Below are 20,556 nucleotides of genomic sequence, written 5' to 3'. Positions count from 1 at the left end.
ATTGAATTAAAATGTTAATAAATTAATAAAAAAACAGTCTTATTTTTTGATATTTCTCACAATACCAGTAACTTAGCAGTGCCATAGCATAAGTAGGTTAAGTTTATGGTAAGATTTGGGACGAAAAGGGTGGAGTTTTCTCTGCCCTTTTCTATTTTTAGATCATTAAAAAAGCCATCTGTAATTTACAGATGGCTTTTTTACTAAATGTTGTTTTTTACTTATTTATTAGCAGCATATAATTCTGAAACTTTTTCCCAGTTAACAACATTAAAAAATGCACTAATATAATCAGGTCTTCTATTCTGATAATTTAGATAATATGCATGCTCCCATACATCCAATCCAAGTATAGGGTAACCACCACAACCAACACCTGGCATTAGTGAGTTGTCTTGATTTGGTGTAGAACAAACTTCTACCTTACCTCCTTTATGTACACAAAGCCATGCCCAACCAGAACCAAAACGCGTTCCAGCAGCTTTTGTAAAAGCTTCTTTAAAAGCTTCAAAAGAGCCAAAAGCAGCATCAATGGCATCCGCTAATTCCCCAGATGGCGTTCCTCCTCCATTGGGAGACATTACTGACCAAAATAAAGAATGGTTAAAAAAACCACCACCATTATTTCTAACAGCTCCATTAGATAAATCTAAATTTGTTAAAATATCCGTTATGGATTTATTTTCCAAATCTGTGCCAGCAATAGCGGCATTTAATTTTGTAGTATATCCATTGTGATGTTTAGTATGGTGAATTTCCATTGTTCTAGCATCAATATGTGGTTCTAGTGCATCGTATGCATAGGGTAATTTTGGTAACTCAAAAGCCATAATATATTTTGTTTAAATGATTAAAAATTTTGTAATCCAAAGTTACGGTTTTAAGTAATAAATTTGACTATTATTTTGTTAAGAACTGTTTAAGATTGCTTAATTTGCAATAAAAAATAAGTGCAAAACGCTACATACCAAATATATAATGCCTCTGCAGGTTCTGGTAAGACGTATACTTTAGCGAAAGCATATTTAAAAATAATTTTGTCCAAACGTTCTTATGCTAATTATAGACAAATCCTTGCAATTACATTTACAAATAAGGCTGTAAATGAAATGAAAGAACGTATACTAGGAAATTTATATAAATTTAGTAGTATATCAGATTTTGAGGAGGTATTGCCTATGTTTATAGAAATAGCTGAGGAACTTAATATAGATAAGTCTGAGCTACAAGAAAGAGCAGCCCGTACCTTAAAAGAAATACTTCATAATTATGCTTTTTTCGATATTTCTACGATCGATAAATTTACACATAGACTTATTAGAACTTTTGCAAAAGATTTAAAACTTCCACAGAATTTTGATGTTATTTTAGATACAGATTTACTTTTAACAGAAGCTGTAGCAAGAGTTATTAATAAAGTAGGAACAGATGCAGCATTAACTAAAGTTTTAATTGCTTTTGCTATAGAAAAAGCAGATGATGATAAGAGTTGGGATGTTTCTTTAGACCTTTTTAACACAGCCAAAGAACTCCTGTTTAAAGAACAACATCAACAAGCACTTAAAAGTATAGCAAATAAAGAGATTAATGATTTTTCTGTATTAAGGCAAAAACTTGTAAAAATAATTAATACGGTAGAAGAATATTTAGTTACGCTAGCTGAAAAAGTATTAACTATAATTGCTGAGAATGGCTTAGAAGCTACCGACTTTACACGTAGCGCTTTTCCAGCGTTTATGCTACTTGTTGCAAAAATAGACCCTAAAATAAATTTTAATGCAGCTTGGAAAGAAAATTTTGAAACGGCAACACTTTACAATAAAACAACTCCAGAAGCTAAAAAGCAGTTAATAGATAGCTTACATCCAATATTTATTGAATTGTTTAAAGATATTAAAGCTAATTTTTATAAAAGATCATTCTTAAAAAACGTATATCAAAATATTGTTCCCTTAACAGTCTTAAATGTACTACAACAAGAAATAAAGGCTATAGAATTAGAAAAAGATGAAATCCCATTAGCTACTTTTAATTCAATTATATCAAAAGAAATAAAAAACCAGCCTGTGCCATTTATCTATGAGCGTTTAGGAGAGAAATTCCGACATTATTTTATAGATGAATTTCAAGATACATCAGAATTACAATGGAATAATTTAATTCCTCTTATTGGAAATGCACTAGAAGGAGAAGATGAACAAGGAAATAAGGGATCATTATTATTAGTTGGAGATGCAAAGCAAGCTATTTACAGGTGGAGGGGCGGAAAGGCAGAACAGTTTTTAAATTTAGTACACCAGAAACAGAACCCTTTTGTTTTTAAACCTCATGTGGAGAATTTACCTTCAAACTACAGAAGTCATGAAGAAGTAATTAATTTTAACAACACCTTTTTTTCATTTACAAGCTCTTATCTAAATAATGAGATGTACCGAAATTTGTTTGAAGATGGGAATCAACAAAAATCGAATAATAAAAAAGGCGGTTTAGTACAGTTTCAGTTTATTGAAGAAGAAAATAAAAACGAAGATGAATTATATTGTAATGAAGTATTAAAAACCATACAGCTTGTTATTTCTAAAAATTACAAATTAGAAGATATTTGTATTCTTACCAGAGATAAAAAACATGGTGTTCTTTTAGCCGATTTCTTAAGCAGAAATCATATTCCAATTATTTCATCAGAGTCTTTATTATTAAGGAATAGCCCTGAAGTTAATTTTATAATTAATATGTATAAATATGCTACTAATCCGGAAGATTTAGAAGCTAGTTATGCAATCTTATATTTTTTAGGGAAAGAGAAAGTAGAATTACATCAGTTTATTCAAGAAAATTTAAAATCTTTAGAAAGCTTTTTTGAGAAACATTATAATTTCAACTTACGTATTTTACCAATATCTTCTGTTTTTGATGGAATAGAATTGATCAATAAATCTTTTAATTTAATTGCTTCCTCTAATGCATATGTAACAAGCTTATTAGACGAAGTTATAGAAGTAGAACAAAAATTAGGTGTAACAATACCATCGTTTTTAAGCTATTGGGAGAATAAGAAAGATAAATTAAGTATCTCAGCTCCAAATGCTATAAACGCAGTACAAATAATGACGATTCATAAATCTAAAGGTTTGGAATTTCCGATTGTTATTTTTCCATTTGCAAACTCGCATATATATAAGGAAATAAAACCCAAGATATGGCTACCCGTTTTAAAAGAAGCTTTTAATGGTTTTGAGCAAGTTTTAATTAATAAAAAACAAGAAATTGCGCATTATAATACAGATGCAGCATATCTATATAAGGAAGAAAAATCTAAATTAGAATTAGATGCATTTAATGTTTTATATGTGGCCTTAACTAGAGCAATTAAAAATCTCTTTATTATTTCTAAAAAAGATGTTGCACAAAAATCTAAAGCTGCTAAAACGGATTATTATTCTGGTTTATTTATAGAATATCTAAAAAGTATAGGAGTCTGGAATGAAAAGGAGAACACCTATACATTCGGAAAATTAGAAACGATACACAAACAAGATATAGAAACAACTATTCACGAAAAAATTCAATATCAGTATACCTATAAAGAACGTTCCAGTTTTAATATTTTAACAACTTCTGGAATGTTATGGGGTACAAACCAAGAAGAAGCGCTGTATAAAGGAAATATGGTGCATGCCATATTAGGAAATATACGTACAGAAGAAGATATTAATGAATGTTTTGATCAGCTTTATAAAGAAGGATCATTGACGGCTACTGAAAGTTTAGAAGTAAAGGCAAAAATTTTACAAATTCTACAGCATCCAGAATTAAAAAAATACTACCAAAAAGGATTAGGGATTAAGAATGAATTAGATATTATTACAAAACATGGTATGATTTTACGGCCAGATAGAGTTGTAATAGAAGATAATTTTGCAACAATCATAGATTACAAGACAGGAAAAAGAAATGTTTCATATCATGATCAATTACAGCTTTATGCTTCTGCTCTTGAAGAAATGGGGTATATAATTAAGGACAAAATTATTATTTATATAGGACAAAATATTGTGACAGAGTTCATTTAAAAGCGTATTTTTTTGTTAAATAAATAATTAAACTATGTTAAACAAAAACATAAGATTTAGTTTTAAAAGATGCATTTTTAGGATGTTAGGCACTAGAATGTCGATTAAATACAATAATTTTCCTAAATAAGAGCATAAAAAATGGGAATTTGATTTTGTTAATAGTTTTTAACAACTTACATTTGCTGTTAATAAACCCTTAAACTTAAATTTTAAAACATGAAACATCTTAGCAAATTATTAGTTGTTGCTCTTATTTTTATAGGATTCAACAACGTACAAGCTCAAGACGAAAATAACCCATGGCAAGTAGGTTTTGGTATCAACGCTATAGACGTATACCCAACTGGTGATGTAAGTTCTTTTGGAAATGAGTTTTTTAATGCAAATGATCACTGGAACATTTTGCCATCCATCTCTTACGTATCTGTATCTAAATATATAGGCGATGGTTTTTCTGTTGGAGTTAGAGGTTCTTTAAACAGAATTAGCAAATTTGGTGATTTAAGTGTTGATGATCTTTCTCATTATGCATTAGATGGTACCATAAAATATGCTTTCTTAAAAAATACTACAATTGATCCTTTTGTTGAAATAGGTGGTGGTTATACATGGGTAAATGAAATAGGAGCAGGAACAGTAAATGGAGGTGTTGGTGCTAACATTTGGCTTTCTGATAATATTGCTTTTACATTACAAACGAGCTATAAACATGCTTTTGAAGATTTTGGAGTTAAACATTTTCAACATCTAGCAGGTATTAACATTAAATTTGGTGGTACGGATACAGATGGTGATAAAATATATGATAAAGATGATGCTTGTCCTGAAGTTGCTGGTTTAGCTGCATTCAATGGTTGCCCAGATTCTGATGGTGATGGTATTGAAGATAGTAAAGATGCTTGTCCTAATGCTGCAGGTAGCAAAGAAATGAATGGTTGTCCTGATCAAGATGGTGATGGCATTGCCGATAAAGATGATGCTTGTCCTTCAGAGGCTGGTTCTGCAGCTTTAAATGGTTGTCCAGATGCTGATGGCGATGGCATTGCTGATAAAGATGATTCTTGCCCTTCAGAGTCAGGTCCTGCTGCTAATGGTGGTTGCCCTTGGCCAGATAAAGATAGTGATGGAGTATTAGACAAAGACGATGCTTGTCCAGATGTTGCAGGAACTGTTGCAAACAATGGTTGTCCTGAAGTAACTGAAGAGGTTCAAAAGAAACTAAATGATTATGCAAGAACTATCTTATTTGATACAGGTAAAGCTTCTATAAAAGCTGCATCTACATCAGTAATGGTAGATATTATCCAAATATTAGGAGAGTATCCAAATGCTAAGTTTACTATAGAAGGACATACCGATAGTGTAGGTTCTGCTAAATTAAACCAAAAATTATCTGATTCAAGAGCAAACTCAGTAAGAGATTTCTTAATTGAAAAAGGTATTGCTGCTGATAGATTAACTGCTATTGGATATGGTGAAGAAAAGCCTATAGCTACAAACAAAACTAGAACAGGTAGAAAGGAAAATAGAAGAGTTGAAATTAACTTAGTAAAATAATTTATCTAGTTATTAACTTTCAATTATAGATAAAAGCTCTGCATTTGCGGAGCTTTTTTTATTTTTATAAAATGCGTAATTTTTTAGAAGAAGTAGTTACAGAAATTTTAGATTCTACTGCTAATATTGCTGATTTGATTTTTATATTGCCAAGCAAAAGAGCGGGAACCTTTCTGAAAAACTGTATTTCTAAAACAGTAAAGAAAACTGTTTTTGCGCCAGAAATTTATAGTATTGAGACTTTTGTAGAGCTAATTTCTGGTTTAACATATGCATCTAATACTGAACAACTCTTTACACTATATACATCTTATTTAAGCACTACTAAGGAGACTGATAAAGACAACTTTTTTACTTTTTCTAAATGGGGGCAAACAATACTTCAAGATTTCAATGAAATAGATCGGTATTTAATAGATACAAACAGTATATTTTCTTATTTGTCTGCTTATCAAGAATTGAACTCTTATTTAAAAGAAGAGAAAACTAAAATGGTTGATGACTATCTTAAGTTTTGGAATAACTTAGATGAATTTTACCATCACTTTAACGCTTCCTTATTAGAAAAAAATTTAGGACATCAAGGTCTAGTGTACCGCCAAGCATGTCATCTACTAGGTCATTATTTACAAGAAAAAAAGGAGAAGAAACATATCTTTATTGGTTTTAATGCATTAAATAAAGCAGAAGAATTTCTTATTCAAGAAATTTTAGCGAAGTCAGATTCAGATATTTTTTGGGATACAGATTCTTATTTTTTAAATGATAAAATACATGATGCAAGCTATTTTATACGACAACATCAAAATAACTGGACTTATTTTAAATCTAATCCACTAAAAGGAGTAGGAAGCGAATACCTTACCGAAAAAGAAATAAAGATTATAGGGGTACCTAAAAATGTTTCTCAAGCAAAATATGTAGGCCATATATTAAAAAAAATAAATAAGAATAACCCAATACAGCTTAAAAATACAGCTGTAGTATTAGGAGATGAAAACTTGCTTAATCCTATTATAAATTCCATACCAAATGAAATAGAGCGGATTAACATTACAATGGGATATCCTATTTTTAAAACCCCTTTAGCAAGTTTATTCGACTTATTTTTTGAACTGCATAAACAAAGGCAGAAAGAAGGTTGGTTCTATCAAAATATTTTAAACTTATTAGCTCACCCATATATCCAAATAGTACTTTCGGAAAAAAATATAAATACAGCAACACTAATTAGTAATAAAATAAAGGCTAAGAATTGGGCCTATGTGACTAAGGAGAAAATTGAACATATAGCACCTAGATACAGCAATTTTTTTTCGTTATTATTTTTTGACAAAGAATTGAGTCCAGCTTTGTTTATAGAAAATTGCTTGGCTATAATACAGATCCTAAAAGAAAAATTTCAAACCTTAGAACAACATTTAGATTTAGAATATACATACCGGTTTTATACTCTTTTTAATCAGATAGAACAATTAATTAAAGAGCATACTTTTATAGCAGACCTACGATCTTTACAAAGCTTATATAAAGAACTCCTAAGTTCTGAAACATTAGACTTTCAGGGAGAACCTTTACAAGGCGTGCAGGTTATGGGGATGTTAGAGAGTAGAAATTTAGATTTTGAAACGGTAATTTTAACTTCTGTAAATGAAGGGATTCTTCCTTCCGGAAAATCTAATAATTCATTTATTCCGTTTGATGCAAAACGTAATTTTGGACTGCCAACCTACAAAGAGAAAGATGCAGTATATACCTATCATTTTTATCGTCTACTGCAACGAGCAAAAAATATTTTTATCATTTATAATACAGAACCAGATGTATTAGAGGGTAATGAAAAAAGTAGATTAATAACACAATTGCTTACAGATAAAAATAGACAAGATATTACGGCAATTATTGCTTCAGCAGAAATTACACCAACCCGTAAAGAAGTACAAAATATAACAAAAGACCATACATTAATTGACCTCATAAAACAATTAGCAAAGAGGGGTTTTTCGCCTACATCCTTAACAAATTACATTCGGAACCCTATAGGTTTTTACAAAAAAAACCTTTTAAAAATAAATGATACAAATGAAGTAGAAGAGAGTGTTGCGGCAAATACGTTTGGTACTATAGTACACGATACTTTAGAAGAATTGTACACCCCCTTAATAGGTAAAATTTTATCGGAAGAAAGCTTAAAAAAAATGCTTCCCAAAGTAAAAGATATTGTAAAACAAAACTTTATTAAAACCTATGCAGATGGCGATATTACAAAGGGTAAAAATTTAATTGCCTATCAAGTAATATTGCGTTATGTAGAGAATTTTATTCATTTGGAGTTGGAGGAGGTGAAAAAACATCAAATTAAAATTTTGGCATTAGAAGCAGCTATGGAAGTAGCATTAGATTACCCAGAACTTAATTTTCCAGTTAAACTGAGAGGTAAATTAGATCGTATAGATGAGATTGATGGAGTCACTAGAATTATAGATTATAAAACAGGAAAAGTATTACCTAGAGATGTTAAAATTACTAATTGGGAAGAATTATTAGAAAGCTATGGTAAAAGCAAGGCATTTCAATTATTATGCTATACCCTACTTTTTAATGCTAAAACACCAATTAATGAAGTGTATGCTGGTATTATTTCATTTAAAAATCTAAAATCTAAAATTTTAAAATTTCAACAAAAAACCACAACAAGAATAGATCAAGATATGCTATCAAAATTTAAAGAAATACTAAAAACACTTATCCTTGAAATCAGTAACCCAGACATACCTTTTATAGAAAAAGAAGTGTAACTTATTTTAAATCAGGTCTTGTAGGTCTTACTTCTATTTTACTTGGTAATGTTCTTGGATTCATTTGCAATAAGTCTACTACTAAATCTCCAATATCTTTGGGTTGTATTTTCCAGGCATCTTTATCAGAAGGCTCATTATTATTAAAATGAGTAGCTACAGAACCAGGCATAATTGTAGAAACTTTAATGCCATATTTTCTAAGATCTAACATCACCGCTTGTGTAAAACCTACCACTGCAAATTTTGTGGCATTATAACCCGCACCAGAAGCAAAAAAATTAGCTCCAGCTAAACTAGCTATAGTCATATAATAACCTTGAGCTTTTTTTAGTGCAGCAACAGATGCCTTTAAGGTATTAAAAACACCAGTAATATTCGTATCAATCATTTGGTGCCAATGCGCTTCAGATAACTCATCTACAGGGGCAAAATGTCCTACACCAGCATTAGCGATAACAATATCTAATTGTCCCCATTTCTGTAAGATGTCTTGAATAGCTTTTTCTTCATCTTCAAGTTTTGTAACATCAGATGCTAATGCTAAAACAGTTGTATCATCACCTAAATAAACAGCTGCCTGTGCAACAGTTTTTAAAACTCTGCCACTAATGGCAACTTTTATTCCTTGAGCAATAAGCTTTTGAGCTACACTAAATCCAATTCCTTTAGAGCCGCCAGTAATGTAGGCTACTTTTCCTTTTAAATTCATCATTTAAATTTTTAAACAAGTTGTTGTAAAAATAAAACAATCTCTATTTTACTTTTATAATATGAGCAAGTATTTTTTAGAATGAGATAATTTACGTTTTTATAATAGTATAAGATATAATTTTAGAAATTGAATCATATACAAAGGGATTTGAATAAAATGTAGACATAAAATTTAATGATATCAAATGTTGATTAGTATGTAGCATATGTTCTAATTCAGTTATTTTTTAATTTTAAATCATAATAATTTATATATTTCATTAACAAAACAACAGAACACATGAAACACATATGGATTGCTTTTCTATTTGTACTAACTACAGTACAGTTAGCGGCTCAACAGAATGATTGGGAAAACCCAATGGTTAATCAAATTAATAAGCTACCAGCTAGAGCTACTTTTTATTCGTATGAAAATGCTACAGATGCCATTGTTAATAAAAGAGAGCAATCAAAATATTTTAAATCTTTAAATGGAGACTGGAAGTTTAATTGGGTAGCTACGCCAGAAGAATCATCCAAAATTTTTCATGAAAAAGGTTTTGATGCATCAAATTGGAAAACAATAGATGTACCTTCTAATTGGGAGATGAGAGGCTATGGTATACCTATTTATACCAACGCTGTATATCCTTTTTTTAGTGATTTTCCGAATATCAACCATTCAGATAATCCTGTAGGGCATTATATAAAAACGATAGATATAGATGAATCTTGGACAGAAAGAGATATTATTTTACATTTTGGAGGCGTCTCCTCTGCATATTATGTTTGGATTAATGGCAAGTTTGTAGGTTATAGTGAGGATACTAGACTACCATCAGAGTTTGATGTAACAAAACACATACAAAAAGGGAAAAATACCATTGCTGTAAAAGTATATCGTTGGTCAGATGGGAGCTATTTAGAAGCACAAGATCATTGGAGAATGAGTGGTATAGAGCGAGAAGTTTATATGACTGCTTTGCCAAAAGTAAGGCTGTCCGATTTTTTTGTGAGAACAGATTTAGATGATAACTATGAAGATGCTTTATTGCAAATTCGGCCAGAGTTTGTGACTAATATTAAAAATAAATACTTAAAAAAAGTAGGTCATTTTGGATCAGCTCCTTTAAAAACAATTGTAGATGATTGGGTACTTTCTTCTGAACTTTTAGATGCACAAGGCAATCGTGTAGGCGAAGTACAAGAGATGAAATTAGGAGACTATTATGGCGAGTTTTACCCGCAAAGAGATAATGTTTCTTTTGGTGCGTTACTAGAAAGAGAGATTAAAAATCCAGAAAAATGGTCTTCTGACCATCCTTATTTGTATAATTTACTATTAACATTAAAAGATGCAAAAGGTGAAGCAGTACAATACACCGCCACTAAAGTAGGCTTTAGAGAAGTTAAAATTGATGATCGCGGTAGATTTTTAGTGAATGGAAACCCAGTAAAGATGATAGGCGTTAACCGCCATGACCATAGTGCAGTAAATGGTAAAGTTGTTACCAGAGCAGAAATGGAAGAAGATGTAAAGTTGATAAAGAAGTTTAATTTTAATTCAGTTCGAACCTCGCATTATCCTAACGATCCTTATTTTTATGAATTATGTGATCTGTATGGGATTTATGTTATGGATGAGGCTAATTTAGAAACCCATGGAGTAAGGGGGCAACTATCTAATGTTTCTAATTGGGGAAGTGCCTATTTAGAAAGAGCCATACGTATGGTTGAGCGAGATAAAAACCACCCAAGTGTAGTGATATGGTCTTTAGGAAATGAATCTGGAACAGGACCAAACCATGCAGGAATGGCAGGGTGGATTAAAGATTTTGACCCAACACGTTATATCCATTATGAAGGGGCGCAAGGAGACATTAGCTTCAAAAATGCAAATCCAAAATACAGAGATAAAAAATATGACTATCCAACGGACCGTGACTATGTAGATATGCTCAGTAGAATGTATCCAAGAGCAGAAGAATTACAAGAACTAATAGACCAGACAAGTTATGACAAACGCCCTGTTTTAATGTGCGAGTATGCTCATGTTATGGGGAATTCTTTGGGAAATATGAAAACCTATTGGGATGTTATCTATAAAAACGATAGAGCATTAGGAGGTTATATCTGGGATTGGATAGATCAAGGACTAATTAAAAAAGATGCTAACGGAAAAGAATTTTTTGCCTATGGCGGAGATTATGGAGATCAACCCAATTCTAGCAATTTTTGTTTAAATGGCCTTATTGCAGCAGATAGAACCCCTAAACCAGAAACCTATGAATGTAAAAAAGTAAATCAACCTGTGGTAATTACGGCAGTAGATGCGTTAAAAGGGCAGTTTAGTATTACCAATAGACACCATGTAACCCATTTAGATGTTTATACCATCTCTTGGCAATTATTGGAAAATGGTAAAGTAATTAAAAAAGGAGAAGACTTTTCTGTTGCAACAAAACCCTATGCTACAGAAAACTTTACTATAGATGTGAAGATGCCTAGATTAAAAGAAAATAGTCAATATCATATTAGATTTCAGGGTAAGTTAAAAACAAATACCCTTTGGGCAAATAAAGGCTATACTGTTTTTGAATCGCAATTTGTAATGCCCTATAAAACCAGAGTAAGTATTCCTAAAATGAAGCTTATTGATGTAGACGTAAATGAATCTGATCTTAATATTATGGTGAAAAATAAAAGTTTTTCAGTACAAATAAATAAGACCACTGGCTATATTACACAATATGAGGCTAAAGGCGTTTCTATATTAAAAGCCCCATTAAAATTAAATTTCTGGAGACCAGAAACTGATAATGATGCAGCATACAGAAAAGCAAAAAAACAACAAAAAGAAAGAGATTGGAAAACAGCAGCCGATAGTTTTTCCGTTTCTAATACTACAATAGACACATCTGAAAAAGGAAAAGCTATTATAATAGTAAAAGGAGTAGTTGCAAATCCAAAAACAGAAGTTAATTTAGCCTATACAGTTTTAGGAAACGGGCAAGTAAAAGTAAATTATGCAGTTGCAATAGATTCAAATGCACCTAATGTTCCAAAAATAGGAATGCAATTTAAAACTTCAAAAGAATATACCAATATCAATTATTTTGGTAAAGGCCCGCATGCTAATTATCAAGATAGAAATTATGGATCAGATTTAGGTTTGTATACTACTAAGGTAAATACAATGAATTACAGCTATGCAAAGCCACAAGAATATGGTAACCGTACAGGTACGTATTGGTTTAGCATTAAAAATCCAAAAGGTAAAGGGCTTTTAATAAAAGGAGAAGAACCTATAAATTTTAGTGTTTTAGAGTACACAACAGAAAATATAGATCAAGCAGCACATATCAACGAGCTTAAAAAAGCAGATATGTTAACAGTTAATGTAGATTTAAAACAAATGGGAATAGGAGGAGACGATACTTGGAGTCCTAGAGCAGAAGCCTATCCAGAATTTTTAATACAACCAGATGTATACAGTTATTCTTTTTATATGATTCCTTTTTCACAAGAAGTAAAGAACCCCTTATCGATACAGTGGTAAAGGTTAGCTAAAATTTTTTAAAGTTAAAAGGTGTTTTCAATATATTGAAAACACCTTTTTTAATATCAAACAAAAATCAAATCCAAATTTTAACATCTTAAGCGAGTTTAGCCAAAGCAATATAATTTTTATATAGTTCTTAAAATTTTTAAATTCTCATTTTTTTTTAGGATTAAAAATATCATATTCTTAGTATAAAGAAACTATTTGGAATAATTAAAATAACAATTATTTCTACACGGATTTAATCTACACTTTTTAACTCAAATAAAAGTTGTAAAATACTACAAAAAGTCCTACTTTAATCCTCCGAAAAAATCGGAATAGACTAATTTAAACTAATGATTATGAAAAAAAACTACTTTGTGGGTGGTTTGCGAGAGCAATTTCGTAAATCCCTACACACATTACTATTTTCGCTCGTCTTTATTTTGGGAGCTGCACATGTGCAAGCTCAAAACAAAATGGAGCAAAGAGACGTAGAGCCTATCGTCTGTCCGGCAACTTTTGAAGATGCCAACTCTAGGATGGCGATGAAACAGTTAGCCACCAACAAATCGTTAACTACCGCCAAAAATCTTAGGAATAATACTGCTGAGATTTTAATCACTTTTGGTCCTGGTGCACAAGGAAATCAAGAAGTGCAAGACGCATTTCAATTTGCTATTGATATTTGGGCGCAAGAAATTGTTTCTAGTGTGCCAATTCGTATTTCGGCAGATTTTCAGAACCTTGGGCCAACGGCATTGGCTTCAGCTGGACCCACTAGATTACTTAGTAATTTTGAAGGAGCACCACAGGCAGATGTTTTTTACCCAATAGCACTGGCTAATTCATTAGCAGGTACAGATCTTGCTCCAGATTTAGAATTTGATTTGGTTGTAAATATTGGAACCGCTATCCCTTGGTATTTTGGGACTGATGGGAATACACCAGCAGGACAATTTGACTTTGTTACCGTTGCTTTACACGAAATGGGGCATGGATTAGGTTTTATTGATGGAGGTACAGTAAATAATGCCACTGGTGTTGGTACTATTAACAATGGAGGAAATCCTTTTATTTTCGATACTTTTGTTGTTGATCCAGATGGAAACTCAGTTTTGGATATAGAAAACCCTTCCGTTGCATTGGGTGCATTTTATACAAGTGGAGATGTTTTTATCAATGCTCCTACAGCTGTAGCAGCATTAGGAGGAACCTTACCAGAGCTTTTTGCTCCCAATCCTTTTCAAGGAGGTTCTAGTATTGCGCATTGGGATGAAGCGGTATTCCCTAGAGGAGATCCAAACTCATTAATGACACCTTCTGCTGCATCTGCAGAATCTAATTTTGATATTGGAGATATTACTCGTGGGTTTTTTAGTGATATGGGATGGGTACTTTCTGGACAAGCGCCAATAGCTGTTAGTCCAAATTCCATAACAGCTGAACTTTTTGTTGGCGAAACACTTTCTCAAAATATTACAATAACTAATATTTCTGAAGCAGCAGTAGTGGTTACTGCCAGTACTAGTGCAGGAGCACAGACTATTGCTTCTTTAACACCAGAAGTATTGAATCTTGCAATCTCAGAAAATGATATATTAACTGTAGCAATTGATACAGCAGACTTGCCAGGAGGTTTCTATGATGAAACCGTAATTCTTACGGTAGAAGGTGTAGAAACACCAATAGAGATTCCAGTATCCATAAGAGTATTAGATGGTACAGAAGTACCTATTATTGGGGTAGATCCAGCCACTTTTAACGAAACAATACAACAATTACAGGTTGTGACTAGAGATTTACAGATTTCTAATACGGGTAATGCCGATCTTGATTTTAGTATAACTGTTAACGGCGAGGCACAAGAGACTTTTGCTAGTCGTGCAGCCAAATCTGCTGCAAATATAACTTCCCAAGGGTTTACCCAAAAACGTTACACTACTGCAAATAATGGATTAAGCAGCCTAATACGCACAGACGTTGGAACATTTAATCAAACAGAAATGGCAATTTTTGCTGAAGGGTTTGAAGCATTCCAATTAGGGGAATTAAGAGATCAATCAGGTTGGCTTACAGCACCTCTTGGAAGTTTTAATGTAGCAACAGAAGCAGCTTTTGAAGGAAATCAAGGGGTACGTGTAACACCTACTGGAACAGGAGCACAGACTATTGCTATCTCCCCAGTGATAACTCCCGGAGACCAATCTTTTATGACAGCTTCTGCAGTAATGCGCATTGAAGGAAATGATTCTGATTTTGAATTTATTCCGCAATCGCCAACCGCAGGTAGTGTAAATACTAGAGTGCGCTTTAATGCAGATGGTTCAATAGAAGTTCTAGACGCTACAGCTGGTGCATTTGTTCAAATAGAAGCAACAAGACCTGAAGGCTTTTTTACGCTACGTGTTAGTGTAGATAGAGATAATAGTGCGTTACAAGTATTTATTAATAATGAATTAATTCATAGTGGTACAGGATTTTCTCCTTTGATAGAACAGATCATATTCCTTTCCAATAATGCTGGAGCCAACTCAAGTCTTGACTTTGATAATCTAGAAATTACTGATGGGGATGATAATAGCTTCTTTGTAACCGTAAACCCACTTTCAGGAACAGTTCCTTTTGGAGAGTCATTAACTGCGGGTGTTCGTTTTGATGCTAGAGATTTAGAGCCAGGTGAATATGCTGCAACTATTAATATTGCCAGTAATGATCCTAATAATCCAAATGTAGATGTTCCAGTAACATTAACAGTAGTATCACCACCAACCATTTCAGTAAATCCTGATAGTTTAAATGAAGCTGTAAATGTCCAAGTAGATACCCCACCAACAAGAACAGCTACTTTTACAATTAGTAATAATGGTCAAAGTAATTTAGATTTTACTACAGATCTTGGAGGAACAATTTTTGAATCACTTACTGAAGGTGCTAATTTACGTGCATCTAGAACAGCTATAGATATGAAAAACTATGGTTTAGGTAATTCGGAAATTAGTTCTTGGCAATCTAAAAAAAGAGTTTCTTCTATAAAATCCTTTACTAATACTCGGTCAGAAACGCAGTTTAATAATACAGGCGTTTTCAACGATTCTATTTTTTATGATTCTGGACTCAATTTCCCAGATAGCTTTGGAGGACTTCAAAACGGCAATCCATTTCTTATAGCTGTGCGTTTCGATGCTGAAACGGATTTCACTCTTACCGCAGTAAGAAATGCATATCGGACCGAAACTTTAACGGAAGCCAATATTCTCTTACAAATATATCGAGGAGGAGATACACCAGCTGAGGGAGAACTGTTATTGGAGCAGAATACCACAACCCTTGCTGCTGATGGTATCTTTTTGTTGGAAGAACTCATGACGCCATTAAACTTTTCAGCAGGTGAAAATTTTTGGGTAGTACATGGCTATCCTGCGGGACTTAATACTCCACAAGGACAGGATGCCACCATTACCAATACGCGTCCTAATACCTATTTCTTTAGTGCAGACGGAGGAACAACATATACAAATATACCCAACTTCACTATGTTGACGCGTGCATTAAGCGGAAATGCTGGTCAAGAACCATATATCACATTAAGCCCTTCTTCTGGAATTGTACCACCTGGAGGTTCCACAGATGTAGAAGTTACTTTTAATGGCGCTGATTTAGTCAATGGGGTGTACAATACTGATATATTAGTGAACAGCAATGATCCTGTAACACCTACAGCTACAGTTGCAACAACTTTTGAAGTTTCTGGGCAGGCTCCAGAAATTGAAGTAGCTGAAGAAATATTACTCTTTAACAATGTATTTTTAGGTGCTTCTAATCAAAGAACTTTTACTATTAACAATAATGGTTTAGCCATATTAAATGTTTCTGAGATAGCATCAGATAATCCTGATTTTACTGTAGAACCTGCTTCCGCTCTTATCCAAGTTGGAGAAGAATTAGAAGTTACGGTTACTTTTGCACCTTCCAGTTTAGGAAGTATTAATGGAACATTATCCATTACTAGTGATGCAGTTAATGATAATACTATCTCGCTTATTTTAAATGGTGTAGGAGTAGATCCTCCAATGGTAGCATTTGATCCTGCAGAAGTTTCTGCTACTACAGAAGCAGGAACCACCGTAGATGTACAGGTTTCACTACGTAATGATGGTAATTCTCCTTTATCTTTCTCATTTCCTGAATTTGCTGCAGCTAATGCATTGGCTAACCCAAATGCACAATTAAACAGTAAAGAAATCCTTACTTTTAATAATTTTGTAACAGGAGATAAGAATACGAAAGATACACGTGTAGGTACTCCGGTACGTTCTGCATTTGGATCTGATGATGCTTTTGGCTACACTTGGATTGATAGTGACGAAGAAGGAGGACCAGTATACGCTTTTCAAGATATTACTGGAATAGGTGTAGATATTACAGGTGCACTTGGTCAGGATGGAACTGTTTCTGGACCAATTTCCTTCCCTTTTGAATTTTATGGAGTAGCTTATGAATCTATTTTTATAAATGCTAATGGATTCCTATCTTTTGCACAGCCTACTGGCTTTACTTTTATTAATAATCAGCTTCCAGTAGATGACAATGTTAATAATGTTATAGCTGTTTTTTGGGATGATATAGAGCCTCAAAATCAAGGTACAGTTCATGTTGCTGATTTTGGCGATCGTTTTGTAGTACAGTGGACTGGTGTTAATGTTTTCGTTGGAGCACCAGCTGAAAGTGCTACTTTCCAAGCTGTACTGTATTCTGATGGTAATATTGATATCTTTTATGAAGATGTTAATACAGCAAGTTTCCGTGATAATGCTACTGTAGGTATAGAGAATGCTGATGGTACAGACGGAGCGCAGGTAGTCTTTAATGCAGATTACATTAAAGATGGTCTAGCCTTACGTTTCAACAGACCTGCAATTCCACTTACAAATTTAATTACGGCTGTTAGTGATCTCTCTGGTTTTGTTGCTGCTGGAGGTTCTAGAGAACTAACCGTAACTTTAGATGCTACAGAATTAAATGCAGGGGTATTCTTTGATGAATTAATGGTTTCATCTAATGCACCAGATAAAAGTACTAGTACGGCATTATTTGAATTGACTGTAGATGGTGATCCACAACTAATTGTTTCTGATGAAATATTAGTTTTTGAACCTCTTTTTGTTGGACTAAACACTACGGCAATGGTAGGTATTGAAAATACAGGAACAGCAGTTCTTGAAATTAGTGAACTATCTAATGTAAATACTGACTTCGAGTTAGATTTGACAGCACCTATTTCATTGAACCCAGGGGAAGCTACTGCTGTAAATATTACATTTACACCAACATCGATTGGCGAAATAACAGATGAAATCTCAATTATTAGTAATGATGGATTTGGTAATGAATTGTTTACTATTAGTTTAAGTGGTATAGGTGTAGATCCTCCAGTTCTTAATATCGATCCTGTTTCACTTTCTGCTCGTTTAACTGAAGGAGAAACTACTACAGAGAATATTACATTGAGTAATTCAGGTGGAAGTCCGTTAATGTATTCGGTAACACCTCCTGCCCCTTTTACTGCTGATGGAACGGCTGCTGTAACTTTCTCATCCTATGAGCAGTTAGATTTTGAACCATTGAGAAGTAAAATGGATGATGATAATAGAATTGGACAAACCTTCCGTAATGCCAGTGGCGGACCAGATAGTTTTGGCTATACTTTTGTAGATAGCAATAGTGGTGGACCTGCTTTTGATTTTATTGATATCAGTGGAACAGGTACACAAGCCATTGTAGCTAATGATGGTAACGAAACAGTTCCTTTACCTTTTGATTTCACTTTCTATGGAGAAATTCAAAATGAAGTGACGATTTCTGCAAATGGTTATGTTACTTTTTCTCCTATTGTAGGAAATGATTTCGGTAATGACCAAATACCTGATACAGGAAGTCCAAATAATTACATTGCAGGAATGTGGGATGACATAGAGCCTCTCAATGGAACTGGAGTTTTCTATGAAGGTAACGCGGAGCGTTTTATTATACAATATGAGGCAACGCCACGTTTCTTAGCAAACGATGCTCCGGTAACTTTCCAAATTATTTTATTCCCTGACGGGTCCTTTAAAATGCAGTATGCCGATCTTACTACGGCACTGTTGACGTCTAGTACTGTTGGTATAGAAGGACCAGATGGCACATTTGGATTACAAGTTGTATTTAACAATACTTATTTAGAGAACAATCTAGCACTTACTTTTACACCACCGATTATTGGTACTTTAGCACCAGGAGAATCAGTTGATGTGCCTGTTGAAATTAGTGCTGTTGGTCTTGATGGAGGAATCACGTATACATCTTCTAGTATTGTAAGTAGTAATGATCCTCTTAATCCTGTTACTCAGGTTGACATTACATTGGAAGTATTAGAGGGTCCAGAAGTAGCAAGTTTAACTTTAGTAGATGCCGAGGCAGATGTAGCGTTAGGTGCTTTAAATGATGGCGATGTTATTGATTTAAGTACTTTAAACACTACACGTTTTAGTGTTATCGCTAATATTGGTGATGTTCCTATTAGGAGTGTTGTCTTTGGTTTAAATGGCAGAGATGCTTTCCATACGGAGAATGTAGCGCCTTATACCTTAGCAGGTGATTTTGGAGGTACCTTTATCGGTGTTAACTTCCCACTAGGGACAAATACCATAACGGCAACACCGTATACTGGTCCAAATGGTAGCGGAGCTGCTGGAGCGCCAATTACGGTTACTTTTGAGGTAATAGATGGTGTTAATATGGCAGGATTAACCTTAGTAGATGCAGAAGCAAATACAGAAATAGGTGCTTTAAATGATGGTGATATTATCGATTTAAGTACCTTAAATACGACACGTTTTAGTGTTATTGCCAATGCAGGAAATGTAGCTGTTAGGAGTGTTATTTTTGATTTAAATGGTAGAGCCTCTTTCCATACAGAGAACGTAGCACCATTTACTTTAGCAGGTGATTTTGGAGGTACCTTTATTGGAGTTAGATTCCCACTAGGGACAAATACGATAACGGCAAGGCCATATTCAGGGCCAAATGGAAGTGGTACAGCAGGAGAACCTATTACAGTTACTTTTGAGGTTATAGATGGAGTTGTCACCGAAGAAGGTGGCGGAGAAGTAGCTCTAAGTATAGGAGTTATATCACCCAATCCGGTAGCCGATATTGCACAATTCTCTATGAAAGGAATGGGAGAGCAGATTTTAACAGGAATCATGGTTAATTTAACTGGTCAGGTGGTCATGTCACCATTTGATGTAGAGATTAATAATGGAACAGGTGAGATAGATGCTTCAACTCTTACACAAGGGATTTATATTTTACGATTGGTAGATGCTAATGGACAGACAGTATCTAACATGAAGTTGATTAAGAAATAGGGATGTAATATAATCTCATCCATATTTTAGGATCATAATACAAGTAAATGGCGCCAAGATATCTTGGCGCCATTTTTATGTTTTTTTATAATGTTGTAAAATAAAACGTAGAGAGTTTTTTTAATATCATAGGATACCTTAGTTCAAAATTTATGATCTGTAAAACACCTGTAAATTATTTTTTCATCCTTAAAAACTGTTAATATTTAGACTTAAATAAGTCAATTATGTCATAAAATACCTTAATAATTTTGTGTTTAAAACAAAATATTGTTAAATAAAATCCTATAATTAACACTATTTTCTAAAAAAACTGCTTAAATTTCTTCTTCATTTTCTTACAAAAACGCTAGTATACATAACTAGTCCAATAGCCTTATTTTATTGCCTTTAAGCCTAATAACGTTACTATAAAATAATAGGCTACTACTATGCACACCATTTTATTTTAATATTTTTTAACATAATAATAG

General features: G+C 33.2%; 7 protein-coding genes. 5 read left to right on the top strand and 2 right to left on the bottom strand.

Annotated features, from left to right (window positions below):
* Positions 1–221 precede the first annotated feature (221 nt).
* Positions 222–830 (bottom strand): superoxide dismutase, encoded by a 609-nt coding sequence (locus ACZ451_RS04500; protein WP_464215906.1) that lies wholly within the window; start codon positions 828–830, stop codon positions 222–224.
* Between the two features lie 120 nt (positions 831–950).
* Between ACZ451_RS04500 and ACZ451_RS04495 the strand changes: the two genes are divergently transcribed.
* The 3 genes from ACZ451_RS04495 to ACZ451_RS04485 all read left to right on the top strand — a co-directional run bounded on the left by ACZ451_RS04495 (position 951) and on the right by ACZ451_RS04485 (position 8,431).
* Positions 951–4,073, top strand: a complete 3,123-nt coding sequence (locus ACZ451_RS04495) for a UvrD-helicase domain-containing protein (RefSeq protein ID WP_464215905.1) — start codon at positions 951–953, stop codon at positions 4,071–4,073.
* A gap of 219 nt (positions 4,074–4,292) precedes the next feature.
* A complete protein-coding gene (locus tag ACZ451_RS04490) occupies positions 4,293–5,633 on the top strand; it encodes an OmpA family protein (RefSeq protein ID WP_464215904.1) in 1,341 nt (446 codons plus the stop codon).
* Positions 5,634–5,704: 71 nt separating this feature from the next.
* The gene (locus ACZ451_RS04485) at positions 5,705–8,431 is read left to right on the top strand and encodes a PD-(D/E)XK nuclease family protein (RefSeq protein WP_464215903.1); all 2,727 of its coding nucleotides are present in this window, start codon (positions 5,705–5,707) and stop codon (positions 8,429–8,431) included.
* A gap of 1 nt (position 8,432) precedes the next feature.
* On the opposite strand, the gene ACZ451_RS04480 is transcribed toward ACZ451_RS04485, so the two are convergent.
* A complete protein-coding gene (locus tag ACZ451_RS04480; RefSeq protein WP_464216893.1) occupies positions 8,433–9,143 on the bottom strand; it encodes an SDR family oxidoreductase in 711 nt (236 codons plus the stop codon).
* Positions 9,144–9,425: 282 nt separating this feature from the next.
* Between ACZ451_RS04480 and lacZ the strand changes: the two genes are divergently transcribed.
* Together lacZ and ACZ451_RS04470 are read left to right on the top strand one after the other, a co-directional pair.
* Positions 9,426–12,686, top strand: a complete 3,261-nt coding sequence (gene lacZ / locus ACZ451_RS04475) for a beta-galactosidase, LacZ type (protein ID WP_464215902.1) — start codon at positions 9,426–9,428, stop codon at positions 12,684–12,686.
* A gap of 347 nt (positions 12,687–13,033) precedes the next feature.
* Positions 13,034–20,083 carry an Ig-like domain-containing protein gene (locus ACZ451_RS04470; RefSeq protein WP_464215901.1) on the top strand — a complete coding sequence of 2,350 codons (7,050 nt, stop codon included), beginning with the start codon at positions 13,034–13,036 and terminating at the stop codon, positions 20,081–20,083.
* Positions 20,084–20,556 lie beyond the last annotated feature (473 nt).

This window comes from Allocellulophaga tsushimaensis (assembly GCF_055383085.1).
This window is presented reverse-complemented; position numbering and strand designations above follow the sequence as displayed.

Bases quoted from the DNA above. Each gene is read 5' to 3' on its own strand.
- ACZ451_RS04500 (WP_464215906.1), bottom strand. From the start codon at position 830: ATGGCTTTTGAGTTACCAAAATTACCCTATGCATACGATGCACTAGAA.
- ACZ451_RS04490 (WP_464215904.1), top strand. From the start codon at position 4,293: ATGAAACATCTTAGCAAATTATTAGTTGTTGCTCTTATTTTTATAGGA.
- ACZ451_RS04485 (WP_464215903.1), top strand. From the start codon at position 5,705: ATGCGTAATTTTTTAGAAGAAGTAGTTACAGAAATTTTAGATTCTACT.
- ACZ451_RS04480 (WP_464216893.1), bottom strand. From the start codon at position 9,143: ATGAATTTAAAAGGAAAAGTAGCCTACATTACTGGCGGCTCTAAAGGA.
- lacZ (WP_464215902.1), top strand. From the start codon at position 9,426: ATGAAACACATATGGATTGCTTTTCTATTTGTACTAACTACAGTACAG.
- ACZ451_RS04470 (WP_464215901.1), top strand. From the start codon at position 13,034: ATGAAAAAAAACTACTTTGTGGGTGGTTTGCGAGAGCAATTTCGTAAA.